Annotated in this window: 17 protein-coding genes and 1 pseudogene; 11 read left to right on the top strand and 7 right to left on the bottom strand. The window is 69.2% G+C overall.

Annotated features, from left to right (window positions below; translation table 11 throughout):
- Nucleotides 1-1584 carry a phospho-sugar mutase gene (locus QGN30_RS07370; RefSeq protein WP_202349380.1) on the top strand — a complete coding sequence of 528 codons (1584 nt, stop codon included), beginning with the start codon at nt 1-3 and terminating at the stop codon, nt 1582-1584.
- Here QGN30_RS07370 and upp read toward each other — a convergent pair.
- Entirely contained in the window at nt 1505-2209 is a 705-nt protein-coding gene (gene upp, locus QGN30_RS07365; RefSeq protein WP_020188467.1) for a uracil phosphoribosyltransferase, read from the bottom strand. The two genes, QGN30_RS07370 and upp, sit on opposite strands and share 80 nt — an antisense overlap.
- A gap of 91 nt (nt 2210-2300) precedes the next feature.
- Here upp and QGN30_RS07360 point away from each other — a divergent pair, with 91 nt between their 5' ends.
- From QGN30_RS07360 to QGN30_RS07350, 3 genes are read left to right on the top strand one after another with little or no spacing between them, the layout of a single operon-like run.
- Nucleotides 2301-3191 carry an alkaline phosphatase family protein gene (locus QGN30_RS07360; protein WP_026071214.1) on the top strand — a complete coding sequence of 297 codons (891 nt, stop codon included), beginning with the start codon at nt 2301-2303 and terminating at the stop codon, nt 3189-3191.
- A 47-nt stretch (nt 3192-3238) separates the two neighbouring features.
- The gene (satS, locus tag QGN30_RS07355) at nt 3239-4528 is read left to right on the top strand and encodes a protein export chaperone SatS (RefSeq protein WP_038537414.1); all 1290 of its coding nucleotides are present in this window, start codon (nt 3239-3241) and stop codon (nt 4526-4528) included.
- A 26-nt stretch (nt 4529-4554) separates the two neighbouring features.
- Complete coding sequence (locus QGN30_RS07350; RefSeq protein ID WP_014942842.1) at nt 4555-5538, top strand: VWA domain-containing protein; 984 nt, start codon at nt 4555-4557, stop codon at nt 5536-5538.
- Nucleotides 5539-5570: 32 nt separating this feature from the next.
- Here the strand turns inward: QGN30_RS07350 and QGN30_RS07345 are convergent, their stop codons facing one another.
- Together QGN30_RS07345 and QGN30_RS07340 are read right to left on the bottom strand one after the other, a co-directional pair.
- On the bottom strand, nt 5571-6578 hold the full coding sequence (locus QGN30_RS07345; protein ID WP_008259993.1) for a VWA domain-containing protein: 1008 nt from the start codon (nt 6576-6578) through the stop codon (nt 5571-5573).
- Nucleotides 6579-6626: 48 nt separating this feature from the next.
- Complete coding sequence (locus QGN30_RS07340; protein ID WP_248923224.1) at nt 6627-7646, bottom strand: cupin; 1020 nt, start codon at nt 7644-7646, stop codon at nt 6627-6629.
- A gap of 144 nt (nt 7647-7790) precedes the next feature.
- On the opposite strand from QGN30_RS07340, the gene QGN30_RS07335 reads away from it, so the two are divergent.
- Together QGN30_RS07335 and QGN30_RS07330 are read left to right on the top strand one after the other, a co-directional pair.
- Nucleotides 7791-8501 (top strand): GntR family transcriptional regulator, encoded by a 711-nt coding sequence (locus tag QGN30_RS07335; RefSeq protein ID WP_038537418.1) that lies wholly within the window; start codon nt 7791-7793, stop codon nt 8499-8501.
- Nucleotides 8502-8589: 88 nt separating this feature from the next.
- Nucleotides 8590-9033 carry a hypothetical protein gene (locus tag QGN30_RS07330; RefSeq protein WP_042792104.1) on the top strand — a complete coding sequence of 148 codons (444 nt, stop codon included), beginning with the start codon at nt 8590-8592 and terminating at the stop codon, nt 9031-9033.
- An 18-nt stretch (nt 9034-9051) separates the two neighbouring features.
- On the opposite strand, the gene QGN30_RS07325 is transcribed toward QGN30_RS07330, so the two are convergent.
- From QGN30_RS07325 to QGN30_RS07315, 3 genes are read right to left on the bottom strand one after another with little or no spacing between them, the layout of a single operon-like run.
- Nucleotides 9052-10140 (bottom strand): adenosine deaminase, encoded by a 1089-nt coding sequence (locus tag QGN30_RS07325; RefSeq protein ID WP_008260006.1) that lies wholly within the window; start codon nt 10138-10140, stop codon nt 9052-9054.
- Nucleotides 10137-11420, bottom strand: coding sequence for a thymidine phosphorylase (locus QGN30_RS07320; protein ID WP_038537421.1), 1284 nt, complete (start codon nt 11418-11420; stop codon nt 10137-10139). The genes QGN30_RS07325 and QGN30_RS07320 overlap by 4 nt, the downstream gene beginning before the upstream one ends.
- Nucleotides 11420-11821, bottom strand: a complete 402-nt coding sequence (locus QGN30_RS07315; protein WP_014712288.1) for a cytidine deaminase — start codon at nt 11819-11821, stop codon at nt 11420-11422. Before QGN30_RS07315 ends, QGN30_RS07320 begins: the two co-directional genes overlap by 1 nt.
- Nucleotides 11822-12093: 272 nt before the next feature.
- Here QGN30_RS07315 and sdhC point away from each other — a divergent pair, with 272 nt between their 5' ends.
- From sdhC to QGN30_RS07290, 5 genes and pseudogenes are all read left to right on the top strand, one after another.
- On the top strand, nt 12094-12432 hold the full coding sequence (gene sdhC, locus QGN30_RS07310; RefSeq protein WP_038537422.1) for a succinate dehydrogenase, cytochrome b556 subunit: 339 nt from the start codon (nt 12094-12096) through the stop codon (nt 12430-12432).
- Complete coding sequence (locus QGN30_RS07305; RefSeq protein WP_009954090.1) at nt 12429-12899, top strand: succinate dehydrogenase hydrophobic membrane anchor subunit; 471 nt, start codon at nt 12429-12431, stop codon at nt 12897-12899. The genes sdhC and QGN30_RS07305 overlap by 4 nt, the downstream gene beginning before the upstream one ends.
- A 17-nt stretch (nt 12900-12916) precedes the next feature.
- The gene (gene sdhA / locus QGN30_RS07300; RefSeq protein ID WP_038537424.1) at nt 12917-14671 is read left to right on the top strand and encodes a succinate dehydrogenase flavoprotein subunit; all 1755 of its coding nucleotides are present in this window, start codon (nt 12917-12919) and stop codon (nt 14669-14671) included.
- On the top strand, nt 14671-15468 hold the full coding sequence (locus tag QGN30_RS07295) for a succinate dehydrogenase iron-sulfur subunit (RefSeq protein WP_009954091.1): 798 nt from the start codon (nt 14671-14673) through the stop codon (nt 15466-15468). The genes sdhA and QGN30_RS07295 overlap by 1 nt, the downstream gene beginning before the upstream one ends.
- Before the next feature lie 11 nt (nt 15469-15479).
- Nucleotides 15480-16148, top strand: a pseudogene (locus QGN30_RS07290) (carboxymuconolactone decarboxylase family protein); the annotation flags it as partial.
- 295 nt (nt 16149-16443) lie between these two features.
- On the opposite strand, the gene QGN30_RS07285 reads toward QGN30_RS07290, so the two are convergent.
- Nucleotides 16444-16938 carry a PPOX class F420-dependent oxidoreductase gene (locus tag QGN30_RS07285; protein ID WP_009954093.1) on the bottom strand — a complete coding sequence of 165 codons (495 nt, stop codon included), beginning with the start codon at nt 16936-16938 and terminating at the stop codon, nt 16444-16446.
- Nucleotides 16939-16952 lie beyond the last annotated feature (14 nt).

The following is a 16952-nucleotide window of genomic DNA, read 5'->3' as shown; positions in this document are numbered from 1 at the left end:
ATGACGCCCGAGGAGTGGATCGCCCACGACCCCGACCCGCGGACGGCCGCCGAGCTCGCCGCGTGCGACGCGGGAGAATTAGCCGCACGGTTCGCCCGTCCCCTGAGGTTCGGCACCGCGGGCCTGCGCGGCCCGGTGCGCGGCGGGCCCGACGCGATGAACGTCGCGGTGGTGTCGCGCGCCACCTGGGCGGTGGCGCAGGTGCTCAAGCGGCGCGCCCCGGCCGGTGCGCGGGTGATCGTGGGGCGCGACGCCCGGCACGGTTCGGCGGTATTCGCCACGGTGGCCGCCGAAGTGCTTGCCGATCAAGGGTTTTCGGTGCTGTTGCTGCCCGGTCCGGTGCCGACCCCGGTGGTCGCGTTCGCGGTGCGCCACACCGGCGCGCTGGCCGGGATCCAGATCACGGCGTCGCACAACCCGCCGGCCGACAACGGCTACAAGGTGTACGTCGACGGCGGCATCCAGCTCGTCTCCCCCACCGACCGCGAGATCGAGGCCGCGATGGCCGACGCCCCGCCCGCCGACCAGATCGGCAGGGCCCCCGTCGAACCCGGGCGGGCCGATCTGGTCGAGCGCTACGTCGAGCGCGCGTCCGGGCTGCGGCGCGGGGCCGGCTCGGCGCGGGTCGCCCTGACGGCCCTGCACGGGGTGGGCGGCGCGGTGGCCGTGGAGACGCTGCGCCGCGCCGGGTTCGCCCAAGTGCACACCGTCGCAGCGCAATTCGCTCCGGACCCGGACTTCCCCACCGTCGCGTTCCCCAACCCCGAGGAGCAGGGTGCCGCCGACGCGCTGTTGGCCCTGGCCTCCGACGTGCGCGCCGACGTGGCGATCGCGCTGGATCCCGACGCCGACCGGTGCGCCGTCGGCATTCCCGACAAAGCGGGGTGGCGGATGCTGTCCGGCGACGAAACCGGTTGGCTGCTAGGAGATTACATTCTTTCCCAGCCGCAGCGCGCCGAAACGCCGGTGGTGGCCAGCACCCTGGTGTCCTCGCGGATGCTGTCGGCCATCGCCGCGCACCGCGGCGCCGTCCACGTCGAAACCCTCACCGGCTTCAAATGGCTGGCGCGCGCCGATGCCGAGGTCCCCGGCGGCACCCTGGTATACGCCTACGAGGAAGCGATCGGGCACTGCGTCGACCCGGACGCCGTACGCGACAAGGACGGCATCAGCGCCGCGGTCCTGGTGTGCGACCTGGTGGCCACGCTGCTGCGCCAAGGCCGTTCGGTCGTCGACCTGCTCGACGAGCTGGCTCGCCGATACGGCGTGCACGACGTCGCCGCGATCTCGCGCCGGGTCGCCGACCCCGCCGAGGCGGCCGCGCTGATGCACCGGCTACGGACCACCCCGCCGGCGACGCTAGCCGGGTTCCCCGCCGAACTCACCGACGTCACCGATGCGCTGATCTTCACCGGCGGTGACGACCACACGTCGGTCAGGGTGGTGGTGCGGCCCTCCGGGACCGAGCCGAAACTGAAGTGCTACTTGGAGATTCGCTGCGCGCCTAGCGACGATCTGGATTCTTCGCGGCGGCGCGCCGGTGCCCTGCGCGCCGAGCTGGTCGCTGCGATGCGGGGCTGGTGAACAGGTTCGGCCCGAACTGGCGGTCCCCCGCGTCGCCGAGGCCAGGCACGATATAGGCCGACTTGTTGAGCCCCTTGTCGACCGCGGCGGTGAACACTCGCGCGTCCGGCGCCGCTTTCTGCACGGCCGCAAGGCCTTCCGGCGCGGCGACCACGCACAGCGCGGTGATGTCGGTGGCGCCGCGGCGCTGCAGCAGGCCGATGGTGTGGGCCATCGACCCGCCGGTGGCCAGCATGGGGTCGAGGACCATCACCGGCCGGCGCGCGAGTTTGTCGGGCAGCGCCTCGAGATACGGGACCGGCAGGTGGGTTTCCTCGTCGCGGGCGACACCGACGAAACCCACCTCCGCCTCGGGTATCGCGGCCTGGGCGGCCTCGACCATGCCCAACCCGGCCCGCAGCACCGGAACCAGCAGCGGCGGGTTGACCAGTCGCGTCCCGGCCGTCGCGGCCACCGGGGTGCGGATCCTGACCGACTTTCGCGGCGCCTCCCGGCTGGCCTCGTACACCAGCATCAGCGTGAGCTCGCGCAGCGCGGCCCGAAACCCGGCATTGTCGGTGCGTTCGTCGCGCAGCACCGTCAGCCGGGCTGCGGCCAGCGGGTGGTCGATCACGCGCACGTCCATCCCATGAAGGGTATATAACGATCGGGCAAAGCCCTTCTGACACGCTTGCGTTCGTCCGGCCACAGCGCACGCGCGTTCGTATACTCCCGGGGTGTCGCGCGAAAATCGAAGTCCGAGAAGCCTACTCGGCAGGGCGCATCGCCTCCTGCTGGCGCTCGGGGTGGTCGCTTTGGTGGCACTGGCGGCAAGTCCGCTGACCCCGCGCATAGGCCTTGCGGCAGCGGCCATTCCGCAACCGGCGCATATCGTGATCGTGGTGGAGGAAAACCGTTCCGAGAACGGCATCATCGGCAACAAGTCGGCGCCCTTCATCACCTCCCTGGCCGCCAAGGGCGCCAACATGACGCAGTCATACGCCGAAACCCACCCCAGCGAACCGAATTACCTGGCGCTGTTCGCGGGCAACACCTTCGGGGTGACCAAGGACCTGTGCCCGATCAACGCCGGCGCGGCCCCCAATCTCGGATCCGAATTGCTGGCCGCGGGCCACACGTTCGTCGGCTTCGCCGAAGGCCTGCCAACCGTAGGCTCGCCGGTGTGCACCGCGGGCAAGTACGCGCGCAAGCACGTGCCGTGGGCCAACTTCACCAACGTGCCGGCGGCGAACTCGATGCCGTTCTCCGCGTTCCCGATGGGCAACTACGCCAGCCTGCCGACCGTGTCGTTCGTCATCCCCAACAACGACAACAACATGCACGACGGGTCCATCGCGCAGGCCGACGCCTGGCTGAATCGCCAGCTGTCCGGTTACGCCAATTGGGCGGTGGCCAACAACAGCCTGCTGATCCTGACGTTCGACGAGGACGACAACGGCAGCCACAACCAGATCCCCACGGTGTTCTACGGCGCGCACGTCCGCCCCGGCAACTACAGCGAGCAGATCAACCACTACAACGTGCTTTCCACGGTGGAGCAGATGTACGGGCTACCCAAGACGGGCTATGCCGCCAGCGCCGCGCCCATCACCGACATCTGGGACTAGACCACTGCCCGGCGGCGCCTTGGCCGGTCGTCGCTATTCTGTGCCGCATGGCTGCTGACCTCGTGCCCATTCGCCTGAGCCTGTCCGCCGGCGACCGCTACACCGTGTGGGCGCCCCGCTGGCGTGACTCCGGCGACGAGTGGGAGGCCTTCCTGGGCAAGGACGAGGACCTGTTCGTCTTCTCCTCCGTCGCCGACCTGGTGGCGTTCGTGCGGTCCGACACCGACAACGACCTGACCGACCACCCGGCGTGGAAGGCCCTGACGTCGGCGCACGCGCATGACTTCGAGCCCGCCGAGGACAAGCAGTTCGATCTGGTCGCGGTCGAGGAGCTGGTCTCCGAGAAGCCCACCGCGGAATCGGTGTCCGCGCTGGCGGGCACGCTGGCCATCGTGTCGTCCATCGGATCGGTGTGCGAGCTGGCGGCGGTGTCGAAGTTCTTCAACGGCAACCCCAGCCTGGGGACGGTGTCGGGCGGGGTCGAGCACTTCACCGGCAAGGCCGGCGCCAAACGCTGGCATGCGATCGCCGAGATCATCGGGCGCAGCTGGGACGACGTGCTGGGCGCGATCGATGACATCGCCACCACCCCCGACGTCGACGCCAAGTTGTCGGCCAAGGCCGAAGACGAACTGGCCGAGGAGCGCGAAGAGGACGAGACCGAAGACGCCGTCGAGGAATCCGCGGCCGACGACATTGACGACGACGTTGACGACGAAGTTGACGAAGACGACGAGGACGACGACACCGAAGCCCGGGCGGCCGGCGACACCGCGGTGCTCGGCGGCGACAAGGACTTCTGGCTGCAGGTCGGCATCGATCCGATCCGGATCATGACGAGCTCGGGCACCTTCTTCACCCTGCGCTGCTACCTCGACGACGAGCCGATCTTCCTGGGCCGCAACGGACGGATCAGCGTGTTCCCGTCCGAGCGCGCGCTGGCCCGCTACCTGGCCGACGAGCACGACCACGACCTGTCCGATCTGAGCACCTACGACGACATCCGCACCGCCGCCACCGACGGATCGCTCACGGTCGAGGTCACCGACGACAACATCTACGTGCTCACCGGCCTGGCCGACGACCTGGCCGACGGGCCCGAGGCCGTGGACCGGGAGCAACTGGAACTGGCCGTCGAGGTGCTCCGCGACATCGGCGACTACTCCGAGGATCCCGCGGTGGACAAGGCGCTCGAAACCAACCGGCCGCTGGGCAAATTGGTGGCCGCCGTGCTCGAACCCGGCTCGGTCACCAAGCCGTCGCCGCCGTACGCCGCGGCGGTGCGCGAGTGGGAGAAGCTGGAGCAATTCGTCGAGGGCCGGCTCCGCCGCGAGTAGGGCGTTTCACGGGCTAGGTTGGTGACGTGTCGCTTCCCGGAATCGGCCCGCTGCCGCTGTACGGGTTCCAGCGCCCGGCCATGTTGCTGTTCGGTTTGGTGCCCCTGGCCCTGCTGGCCGTCTACGTCGTGGTGCAGGCCCGTCGCAACCGACGGCTGCACCGCTACACCGACGCCCCCGTGGCGCAGTCGCCGTGGCGGCACCTGCCGATCGCCGCGTCGCTACTCAGCCTGGCGTTGCTGACGATCGCGCTGGCCACCCCCACCCACGACATGCGCATCCCGCGCAACCGCGCCGTCATCATGCTCGTCATCGACATGTCGCAGTCCATGCGGGCGACCGACGTCGAACCCAACCGGCTCAAGGCCGCCGAACAGGCGGCCAGCCAGTTCGCCAGCCAGCTGACGCCTGGCATCAACCTCGGGCTGGTCGGCTTCGCCGGCACACCCTATTTGCTGGTGCCGCCCACGCCGCAGCACCAGGCGACCATCGACGCGCTCAAGAAGCTGGACTTCGCCGACAGCACGGCCACCGGCCAGGCCATCTTCACCGCCCTGCACGCGATCGGCGCCACGGCGGTCACCGGGGGCGACAATCCGCCGCCGGCCCGCATCGTGCTGCTCTCCGACGGCCGCGAGAACAAGCCTTCCAACCCCAGCGATCCGCACGACGGTGTCTACACCGCGGCCCGCCTGGCCAAGGACGAGGGCGTGCCCATCTCGACGATCTCGTTCGGCACCAAGGGCGGCGAGATCGAGATGGACGGGCAGCGCGTCGCGGTCCCGGTGTCGACCGACCAGATGAAGACGATCGCCCGGCTCTCCGGCGGGCAGCCCTATACCGCCACCAACATCGGCGAGCTCAACAAGAGCTACAACGCGATCGAGAACGAGATCGGCTACCGCACCGTGCCGGGACCCGGCAGTTCCGGCTGGCTGCGCCTGGGGGTGCTCGCGGCGCTGATCGCGACGGCGTTGGCGCTGTTGATCAACCGGCGCCTGCCGGCCTAGCGCCCGTCCACCGACCGAGCCCGCCCGGCGGGTCAGGCGGGCAGCCTGCGGTTCAGCAGCAGGCCGGCCAGCACGGCGCCGGCCATCACGACGGCACCGAGCAGCATCCACGCCAGGCTCGCGTCGCCCTTGACGGTTTCGTAGCCGATCTGGCGCTGCAGCGTCGTGTACACGTTCTTCAGCGAGTCCAGGCTGTCGGCGTGGAACGCCTCGCCGTCGGTGATCTCGCAGATCTTCTGCAGGGTCTGATCGTCCACCGGGACCGGAATGGTGGCGCCCTCGTAGTCGACGGTCCCGTACGGGGTGCCGAACGAGATCGTCGAGATCTGCACCCCTTGGCCCTTGGCGGCCCGGGCGGCGGTGAACGCCCCCTGCGGGGCGTTGGGGTCCAGCGGCACGTTCTCGGCGCCGTCGGACTCCAGCACGATCCGCGCCGGCGGCGGGCCTTCGCCGCCGCCCATCACCGAGCCGACCGTCGCGATCGCCTGCAGAGCGGTGAAAATGCCTTCTCCCGTAGCGGTTTTCGGGGCGGGCTGCAGACTGTCGATGCCCGACTTCACCGCGCCGCGGTTCGTCGTCGGGGGCACCAGCAGCGTGGCGTTGGCCGCGAATTCCACCAGCCCCAGGTTGATGGCCGGCGTCAGCTGATCGGCGAACTGCTTGCCGGCCTCCTTCGCCGCGGCCAGGCGGTTGGGCGGAACATCGTTGGAGGCCATCGATTCCGAGACGTCGATGACGAGCATCACGACCGCGCGGTTGAGCGGGATCCGGACATCCGACGTCGGCCCGGCCATCGCCGTGGTCAGCAGCACCAGCGACGTGGCCAGCAGGATGGTCGGCACGTGCCGCCACCGGCTCGGGTGCGGCGGGGCCACGCGCTCCAGCACCTCCATGTTGGCGAACCGCAGCACCCGGCGACGGCGGGCGAATTGCTGCACGACATAAAGGCCGATCACCAGCAGCACGGCCAGCAGCGCGAGGAAGAACCAGGGGTTCTGGAATCCAGTCAGCGACACCGGGCCCAGCAGCGGCACCTTCATGTCGAGCCACACTAGGCGTCGAATCCGGGCCCCGCATCGGGCCCCGGCTCAGCCCGCGGCGAGATCGCGGCGCTGGGTGAACTTGATGTCGAGGCTGCGCAGGTGGGTCTGCAGCCCGGCGTCCTGGACCGGGATCAGGTGGGCCGGCTCGTCGGTCTCGTTGTAGTGGGCGTGCCACATGCCCGGCGGGGTGGTGAAGGCGCCACCGGCCTGCCAGTCCACCCGGATGGGATCGACGATGTCGCCCCGCTCGTCGAGACGCGTGCCCAGCAGCGTGTAGCAGCCGGCCACGGGCGCGTCCAGGATGAGGTCCAGCGCGACCGACTGGTGCCGGTGCGGGCGCTGGACCTGATGGGGCGGAAGCACGCCGAACATGGCCCACAGCACGTGCGTGATGGTCAGGGTCTGGTCCTGCTCGGCGTTGGCCAGCAGGACGCTGACGCGGCTCTTCTCGTTGGCGCCGGGGCGCGACGCGATCTCGGTCAGCTTGGCGACGGCGTCCGCGCGGCGGAACTTGGTCGCCCGGAAGCGGGGCCGGGTCGCGTCGGCGCCGAGGTAACGCATCAGGGGCTCGTCGTGCACCCAGTACATGGCCGTGTCGGCGCCGGCGTAGAACACCGAGTGCGTGCCGGCGGGCAGCGTCACGAAGTCGCCCTTCTCCCACTCGATCAGGCGGCCGTTGACCGCCGCGAACCCCCGCCCGTAGAGCACGTAATACAGCTGCGAGGTGGCGTTGGGGTGGGTGTCGACGTGCTCGTTCGCACGAATGGACACGAAGTTGGCCAGCAGCGCGGGGCTGGTCGCCGCGCCGGCCGGGCCACCCAGCTCGGCCGACAGGTCCAGCGCGATCACGCCGGTCGGCGCGTCAAGGTAGAGCTCGGGACCGAACCGCCGGATCGGCACCCGCGGGGTCAGCCCCGAGCCGATCGGGTTGGCGGCCCTGGAGTACTCGAAGTATTCGGCCTGCTCGGCCCACTCTTCGAACCGCCCCTCGAACGCGTACTCGGCGACGTTGACCATCGGCGCGGGGACCGTCGGGTCCAGGTTCGGGCTCGCTAGCTGCTGCATGTCGGTCTCCCTTGCCGCTCAGGTGGATCTGGTATCTAAATAGTATTTATCTTGTATCTAAGTGTCAAACGTCGCAGCTAGACGCGGCCGGTGTACGGTCAATTGGTCGGTTGAGATACGACTTAGCTACCAGAAGGGCCGGGTGTGGCGGCGAAGGACAGGCGGACGGGGACGGCCAAGGACCGCGCGCTGGACTACGTCAAGACGCGGGTGCTCACCGGCGAGTTCCCCGGCGGCGAGCTGATCAGCGAGGGCGACGTGGCCAGCGCGCTGGGGATGTCGCGCACGCCGGTGCGCGAGGCGTTTTTGCGGCTGGAGGCCGAGGGGCTGCTGCGCCTGTATCCCCAGCGGGGGGCCCTGGTGGTTCCGGTGTCGCCCGACGAGGTGCGCGCGGTGATGGAGGCGCGGCTGGTGCTCGAGCAGTTCGCGGCGGGCAAGGTGATCGGGCGCGGCGGCGCCGCATGCGCCGCCGTGTTCGGGCGCCTGTCCGGCGAGCTTGCCAGGCAACGCGACGCGGCCGCCGCGGCAAACTGGCGAGAATTCGTGGAGGCCGACCGCGCCTTCCATGCCATCACGCTGCAGGAGTCGGGCAACGCCATCCTGTCCGGCTTCTACGCGTCCCTGCGCGACCGCCAGATGCGGATGATCGGCGAATCGACGCTGCGCGACCCCGACCGGGTGGCCACGATTCTCGAGGAGCATCGGGGTATCGCCGAAGCCCTGCGCGACGGCGATCGCGCGCGGGCGGCGACCGCGGTGCAGACCCACCTGGCCGGCACGGTCCGCGCCATCGGCCTGTCCGTCGACCCGGATCCGTTCTGGGCTACCGGATTTGGCCGCGATGGAGCAGACTGATCGAATAACGCGGGGGCGCAGCGCTCCCGGTCCGCATGTATCGGGGGGAACGATGACCTGGGTGACGGCCTCGAGGTTGCGCGGCACGATGACGAAAACGGCTGTGGCCCTGTCGATTTTGGGGACGGCCACGACGGGTGCGACGATCCCGGCGAACGCGGCACCCGGCTTCGCGCGCACACCCGCCGCGCCGCTCGACGATCCCGATCCCGGCCTTCCCACCAACCCGTCGGATCCCCGATGTGCGGGGATGCCGGGGCTGGCGCAGTGCCAGGGCGGCCCGTACGCCATGGGCGGGGCGCCCACCGGCCCCGCGGATTTGAGCTGCATCAGCATGCCCAGCGACCCGGCGTGCGCGGGTGGCCCGTACGCCCCGCCGCCACCCCCGCCGCCCATTGCGCCGCCACCGGAACCGCTGGCGCCCATGGCCGCGGCCCCCGTAGAACCACCGCCGATGGCCCCGCCGCCGATGGTGGAGCCACCACCCATGCCGGCGGCCGACCCGTCGATGGGGATGCCCGGGCACATCTGAGAACGTCGCACCGGCGGCTCAGCCGATCAGCACCGCGTATCGCGGCTTGATCACCTCGTCGATGATGGCCAGCCGCTCGTCGAACGGGATGAACGCGGACTTCATCGCGTTGATGGTGAACCGTTCGAGGTCGCTCCAGCCGTAGCCGAACGCCTCCACCAGGCGGAGCATCTCGCGGCTCATGAAGGTATCGCTCATCAACCGGTTGTCGGTGTTGACGGTCACCCGGAACCGGGCGCGGGCCAGCAGGTCGAACGGATGCTCGGCGATGCTCTTGACGGCGCCGGTCTGCACGTTCGAGCTCGGACACAGTTCCAGCGGAATTCGCTTGTCCCGCAGGATCGCCGCCTGCTGACCCAACCGGACCTGTCCGTCGGGCAGCACGTCGATGTCGTCGACGATCCGCACCCCGTGCCCCAGCCGGTCGGCACCGCAGAACGCGATCGCCTCGTGGATGGACGGCAGGCCGAACGCCTCGCCGGCGTGAATGGTGAAGCGCGCGTTGTGGTCTCGCATGTACTCGAAGGCGTCCAGGTGGCGCGTCGGCGGGTTGCCGGCCTCGGCGCCGGCGATGTCGAAGCCGACAACGCCCTTGTCCCGGAACCGGATTGCCAGCTCGGCGATCTCGCGGGACACCGCCGCGTGCCGCATCGCGGTGACCAGTAGGCGCACCACGATCGGACGGCCCGCGCCGGCACAGGCCTTCTCACCGTCGGCGAATCCGGCCAGCACGGCATCGACGATCGCGTCGAAGGACATCCCGCGGTCGATGTGCAGCTCGGGTGCGAACCGCACCTCGGCGTAGACCACCGAGTCGGCGGCCAGGTCTTCGACGCACTCGTAGGCGACGCGGTGCAGCGCCTCGGGGGTCTGCATCACCGCGACGGTGTGGGAGAACGGCTCCAGGTAGCGCTCCAGCGAGCCGCTGTGCGAACGCGTGCGAAACCACGTCGCCAGCTCGTCGACGTCGGTGGCGGGCAGCTCGTCGTAGCCGGTCTGCCCGGCGATCTCCAGCACGGTCGACGGGCGCAGCCCGCCGTCGAGGTGGTCGTGCAGCAGGGCCTTGGGGGCCTTGCGGATCTGCTCGAGGCCCAGCGGCGCGGTCATTGCGAGATCCGATCGATGATCAGCGGACGCGAAGCCGGGGCGGCGTCGCCGACGCCGAAGGCGCCGTCCAGCTCGGCGAGCGCCGCGCCGAAGCGCTCCGGGGTGTCGGTGTACAGGGTGAACAGCGGCTCACCGGCCGTGACCGGCTCGCCAGGGCGGCGATGCAGCCGGATGCCGGCGCCGAACTGCACGCGATCGCCCGGACGGGATCTGCCCGCTCCGAGCCGCCAAGCCGCCAGCCCCACTGCCATCGCGTCGATATCGCCCATTGTGCCGCCCCGGGTGGCAGTCACGGTCTCGGCATGCCGAGCGATCGGCAGCGGCACCGACAAATCGCCGCCCTGGGCGGCGACGAGCTGGCGAAACCGGTCCATCGCGGTGCCATCCCGCAGTGTCTCGGCGGGATCGCGGCCGTCGACGCCGGCCAGCTCGAGCATCTCGGAGGCCAGCCGCAGCGTCAGCTCGACGACGTCGGGCGGCCCGCCCCCGGCCAGCACCTCGAGCGACTCGGCGACCTCGAGGGCGTTGCCGACGGTCGCGCCCAGCGGGGTGTTCATGTCCGTCAGCAGCGCGCGGGTGGGCACCCCGTGCGCGGCGCCCAGCGCGACCATGGCGCTCGCCAGGTCGCGGGACTGCGCTTCCGAGTCGGTGAACGCCCCGGAACCGACCTTCACGTCGAGCACCAGCGCGCCGGCCCCCTCGGCCAGCTTCTTGCTCATCACCGAGCTCGCGATCAGCGGCAGCGACTCGACGGTGGCGGTGATGTCGCGCAGCGCATACAGCTTGGCGTCGGCCGGGGCCAGGTCACCGGCGGCGAAGATGGCCGCGCCGAGGTCGCGCAGTTGGTCGCGCACCCGCCGGCCGGACAGCGCGGCGGTGAATCCGGCGATGGATTCCAGCTTGTCCAGCGTGCCGCCGGTGTGGCCGAGCCCGCGGCCCGACGCCTGCGGCACCGCGGCGCCGCACGCGGCGACGACGGGCACCAGGGGCAGGGTGATCTTGTCCCCCACCCCGCCGGTGGAGTGCTTGTCGACCGTGGGGACGCCGAGGTCGCTGAAGTCGAGCCGCTCGCCCGAGGCCAGCATCGCCGACGTCCACCGGGCCGTCTCGCCGCGATCCATGCCCCGCAACAGGATCGCCATCAGCAGGGCCGCCATCTGCTCCTCGGCCACCCGGCCGGCGGTGTAGGCGTCGACGACCCAGTCGATGGCGGCGTCGGACAACCGGCCGCCGTCGCGCTTGGTCCTGATCACCGTGGGCGCGTCGAAGGCGGGCGGCATCAGCGGCGCCCTGCGGCCACGTCGTCGGGACCGAAGGCATCCGGCAGGAGGTCGCCGAGCCGGCGCGGCCCGCGCGGATGGTCGATCAGCAACTCGGGACCGCCGTGTTCGAGCAGCACCTGGCGACATCGCCCGCACGGCATGAGCACCGATCCGCGCTGGTCCACGCACGCCAGCGCGACCAGCCGGCCGCCGCCGGTGGAATGCAGGGCGCACACCACGGCGCACTCGGCACAGAGACCAAGGCCATATGAGATGTTCTCCACATTGCACCCGGTGACCACGCGGTGATCGTCGACCAGCGCGGCCGCACCCACTGCGAACCGCGAGTACGGCGCATAGGCCCCTTCCGATGCCTGGATTGCCTTGTCCCGCAACGTTTTCCAGTCGATCTCCGGCATCGCGCAACCCCGCTCGTCGGTGGCCGTTTCCGACAGTCACCCTAGCCGCAAAACGGCATTTCGCTTGACGGACATTGACGCAAGCCACACCGTGCGCGAGCTAAGCTCAAGTGCCCGGCGTGACTGTCGCGCAACGTCGCAAGAAGGTCGCAAGAAGGCTGGTGAGGACTGGGGTGACTACACAACCGACAACCGCGGATCCGGCGGCACCCGCACCGGCGACCTCGCGCAAACGCAGGCCGCCGCGGACCCTCTACCGGGGCGATCCCGGCATGTGGTCGTGGGTGCTGCATCGCATCAGCGGCGCGACCGTCTTCTTTTTCCTGTTCGTGCACGTCCTGGACGCCGCGATGCTGCGGGTCAGCCCGCAGACCTACAACGCGGTGATCCACGACTATCAGATGCCCATCGTCGGCCTGATGGAATACGGCCTGATCGCCGCGGTGCTCTTCCACGGCCTGAACGGGATCCGGGTGATCCTGATCGACTTCTGGTCCGAGGGCCCGCGCTACCAGCGCCTGATGTTCTGGATCGTCGGCGTCGTGTTCCTGCTGCTGATGGTTCCGGCCGGCGTCGTGACCGTCATCCACATGATGGAGCACTTCCGATGAGCAGCCCCGACCTTCAGCTGACCCGCGGCCAGACGGCGCCGGTCAAACAACGCAGCTACGACCGGCCCGCCAGCCTGGACAATCCCCGCTCGCCGCGGCGCCGGGCCGGCATCCCCAACTTCGAGAAGTTCGCCTGGCTGTTCATGCGGTTCTCGGGCATCGCGCTGTTCGTGCTGGCGATCGGCCACCTGTTCATCATGCTGATGTGGGACAACGGCGTGTACCGCATCGACTTCAACTATGTGGCGCAGCGCTGGGCGTCGCCGTTCTGGCAATTCTGGGACCTCGCGCTGCTGTGGCTGGCGCAGCTGCACGGCGGCAACGGCCTGCGCACGATCATCGACGACTACAGCCGCAAGGACAGCACCCGGTTCTGGCTCAACAGCCTGCTATTGCTGTCGATGGGGTTCACGTTGGTGCTGGGCACCTACGTGCTGCTGACGTTCGACCCCAACATTCACGCCTGACGGAGGGAGGCTGACCCGTGATCCAGCAACACCGGTACGACGTGGTGATCGTCGGCGCGGGCGGCGCAGGGATGCGCGCCGCGGTGGAAGCGGGTCCCCGGGTGCGCACCGCGGTGCTGACCAAGCTCTACCCCACCCGCAGCCACACCGGCGCCGCCCAGGGCGGCATGTGCGCGGCGCTGGCCAACGTCGAAGAGGACAACTGGGAATGGCACACCTTCGACACCGTCAAGGGCGGCGACTACCTCGCCGACCAGGACGCGGTGGAGATCATGTGCAAGGAAGCCATCGACGCGGTGCTCGACCTGGAAAAGATGGGGATGCCGTTCAACCGCACCCCCGAGGGCCGCATCGACCAGCGCCGGTTCGGCGGACACACCCGCGACCACGGCAAGGCCCCGGTGCGCCGGTCCTGTTACGCCGCCGATCGCACCGGCCACATGATCCTGCAGACGCTGTACCAGAACTGCGTAAAGCACGACGTGCAGTTCTTCAACGAGTTCTACGCGCTGGACCTGGTTTTGACGCAGACGCCGAGCGGGCCGGTGGCCACCGGCGTGGTCGCTTACGAGCTGGCCACCGGCGAGATCCACGTCTTCCACGGGAAGGCGATCGTGCTCGCCACCGGCGGTTCGGGCCGCATGTACAAGACCACCTCCAACGCGCACACGCTGACCGGCGACGGCATCGGCATCGTCTTCCGCAAGGGACTTCCCTTGGAGGACATGGAGTTTCACCAATTTCACCCCACCGGCCTGGCCGGTTTGGGCATCCTGATCTCCGAGGCCGTGCGCGGCGAGGGTGGCCGGCTGCTCAACGGCGAGGGTGAGCGGTTCATGGAACGCTACGCACCGACGATCGTCGACCTGGCACCGCGCGACATCGTCGCTCGCTCAATGGTTTTGGAAGTCCTGGAGGGCCGCGGCGCCGGCCCGCACAAGGACTACGTATACATCGACGTCCGGCACCTCGGCGAGGACGTGCTCGAGGCCAAGCTGCCCGACATCACCGAGTTCGCCCGCACCTATCTGGGCGTGGACCCGGTCAAGGAGCTGGTCCCGGTGTACCCGACGTGTCACTACGTGATGGGCGGCATCCCGACCACCGTCACCGGACAGGTGTTGCGGGACAACACCTCCACGGTCCCGGGCCTGTACGCGGCGGGCGAATGCGCGTGCGTGTCGGTGCACGGCGCCAACCGGCTGGGCACCAACTCGCTGCTGGACATCAACGTGTTCGGCCGCCGGGCCGGCATCGCCGCCGCCAATTACGCACGGGGACACGACTTCGTGGACATGCCGCCGGATCCGGCGGCGATGGTCGTCGGCTGGGTGGGCGACATCCTCTCCGAGCACGGCAACGAGCGCGTCGCCGACATCCGCAACGCGTTGCAGCAGTCGATGGACAACAACGCCGCGGTGTTCCGCACCGAGGAGACGCTCAAGCAGGCGCTGACCGACATCCACGCCCTGAAGGAGCGCTATTCGCGAATCACCGTGCACGACAAGGGGAAGCGATTCAACAGCGACCTGCTGGAGGCCATCGAGCTGGGCTTCTTGCTCGAGCTGGCCGAGGTCACCGTGGTCGGCGCGCTGAACCGCAAGGAGTCCCGCGGCGGGCACGCCCGCGAGGACTACCCCAACCGCGACGACGTCAACTACATGCGCCACACCATGGCCTACAAGCAGGGCCCCGACCTTTTGAGCGACATCGCGCTGGACTTCAAGCCCGTGGTGCAGACGCGCTACGAACCCAAGGAACGGAAGTACTGATGACGGACGTTGCAGAGCCGCAGGCCGAAAGTCTGGAACCGCCCCTTCCGCCGGTTCCCGACGAGGCGGTGATGGTGACCGTCAAGATCGCCCGGTTCAACCCCGACCAGCCCGATGCCTACGCGGAAACCGGTGGCTGGCAAAGCTTTCGGGTGCCCTGCCTGCCCAGCGACCGGATGCTCAACCTGCTGATCTACATCAAGAGCTACCTGGACGGGACGCTGACCTTCCGGCGCTCCTGCGCGCACGGGGTGTGCGGGTCGGATGCCATGCGGATCAACGGTGTCAACCGGTTGGCCTGCAAGGTGCTGATGCGCGACCTGCTCCCCAAGAAGGCGGGCAAACCGCTGACCATCACGGTCGAGCCGATCCGCGGGCTGCCGGTCGAGAAGGACCTCGTGGTCGACATGGAGCCGTTCTTCGACGCCTACCGCGCGGTCAAGCCGTACCTGATCACCACCGGCAACCCGCCGACGCGCGAACGCATTCAGAGCCCGACCGACCGCGCCCGCTACGACGACACCACCAAGTGCATCCTGTGCGCGGCGTGCACCACCAGCTGCCCGATCTTCTGGCACGAGGGCAGCTACTACGGCCCGGCCGCGATCGTCAACGCCCACCGGTTCATCTTCGACAGCCGCGACGAGGCGGCCGCCGAGCGCCTGGACATCCTCAACGAGGTCGACGGCGTGTGGCGGTGCCGCACCACGTTCAACTGCACCGAGGCCTGCCCGCGCGGCATCCAGATCACCAAGGCGATCCAGGAGGTCAAGCGCGCGATCATGTTCTCGCGCTGACCGGCCGCGTCTGCTCGTCACACATCGCCGGGCTGTCTCGTCTGAGGGGTATGACACAGAAAACCCGCATCGAGCCCCTGCCCCCCAAGCGCGCCGGATTGCTGATCCGGGCCATGTATCGGATAGCCAAGCGTCGCTACGGCCAAGTTCCCGAGCCGTTCGCCGTGGCCGCGCATCATCGCAAGCTGATGACCGCGAGCGCCATGCACGAGACGATGGTCGAGCGGGCGTCGAAAACCCTGCCGGCCAGCGTGCGTGAGCTGGCGGTGTTGTGGACCGCGCGCCAGATCGGCTGCTCGTGGTGCGTCGACTTCGGATCGATGCTGCAGCGCCTGGACGGCCTGGACGTGGAGCGGCTCAAGGAGATCGACAACTACGCCACCTCGCCGGCCTATACCGACGACGAGCGCGCCGCCATCGCCTATGCCGACGCGATGACCACCGATCCGCACACCGTCACCGACGAGCAGGTCGACGACCTGCGGGCCCGCTTCGGCGATGCCGGGGTGTTCGAGCTGACCTATCAAATTGGATTGGAGAACATGCGGGCGCGGGTGAACACCGCGCTGGGCATCACCGAGCAAGGCTTCAATTCGGGTGACGCGTGCCGGATTCCCTGGGCTAGCGACGATCGCAAGCGCGGCGTAGCCGGGCGCAGCGGGTCGTCGCCCGTTGGCTAGCGACGATCGCAAGCGCGGCGTAGCCGGGCGCAGCGGGTCGTCGCCCGTTGGCTAGCGACGATCGCAAGCGCGGCGTAGCCGGGCGCAGCGGGTCGTCGCCCGTTGGCTAGCGACGATCGCAAGCGCGGCGTAGCCGGGCGCAGCGGGTCGTCGCCCGTTGGCTAGCGACGATCGCAAGCGCGGCGTAGCCGGGCGCAGCGGGTCGTCGCCCGTTGGCTAGCGACGATCGCAAGCGCGGCGTAGCCGGGCGCAGCGGGTCGTCGCCCGTTGGCTAGCAAACCAGGGCGTGGGCTGATCAGCCCTCCTGGGCGGGCTCGATCTCGATATAGGTGGTCGGAATACTGAGCGCCGCGCTGCCCTTGTCCAGACCGCGCTCGAATAACTTCATCGGCAGGCTCCAGTTCGCCGCAATCACCTTGTACGCGTGGGCGTGTTCGGACTCGGGCAAGATCCTGGCCTTTCCGGCGACCGCTTGCCCTTTTGGCTTGCCGCGAAGACTGCTGGGCACCACAACGACACGCGGATTGTTGTTGATCCGCTTCACCTTTCCGGTGGACGCATCCGTTCGCACGTAGATCTTTCCGTCGGCGACACCGTGGTTGATCGGGCTCGGCATCGCCTCGCCGGAACGCTTGAACGTCACCAACAAGATTTGCCGCGTTTTGTCGAAACCGGTGAAGTCCTTACCTTGCGGGGTCGCAGCGCCGACGTCGAAGGCGCTGCGGTGGCGCATCATGTCCATACCGCGGAACATCAATTTGCCCAACGTTTCGGTGACGCTGCCGCCCATGTGCTCTCTCCAAT

Origin of the sequence: Mycobacterium sp. 3-98, from assembly GCF_035918355.1 — a bacterium.
Taxonomy (GTDB): domain Bacteria; phylum Actinomycetota; class Actinomycetes; order Mycobacteriales; family Mycobacteriaceae; genus Mycobacterium; species Mycobacterium intracellulare.
The sequence above is the reverse complement of the archived record's forward strand: the minus strand, read 5'-3'. Positions and strand labels throughout refer to the sequence as shown.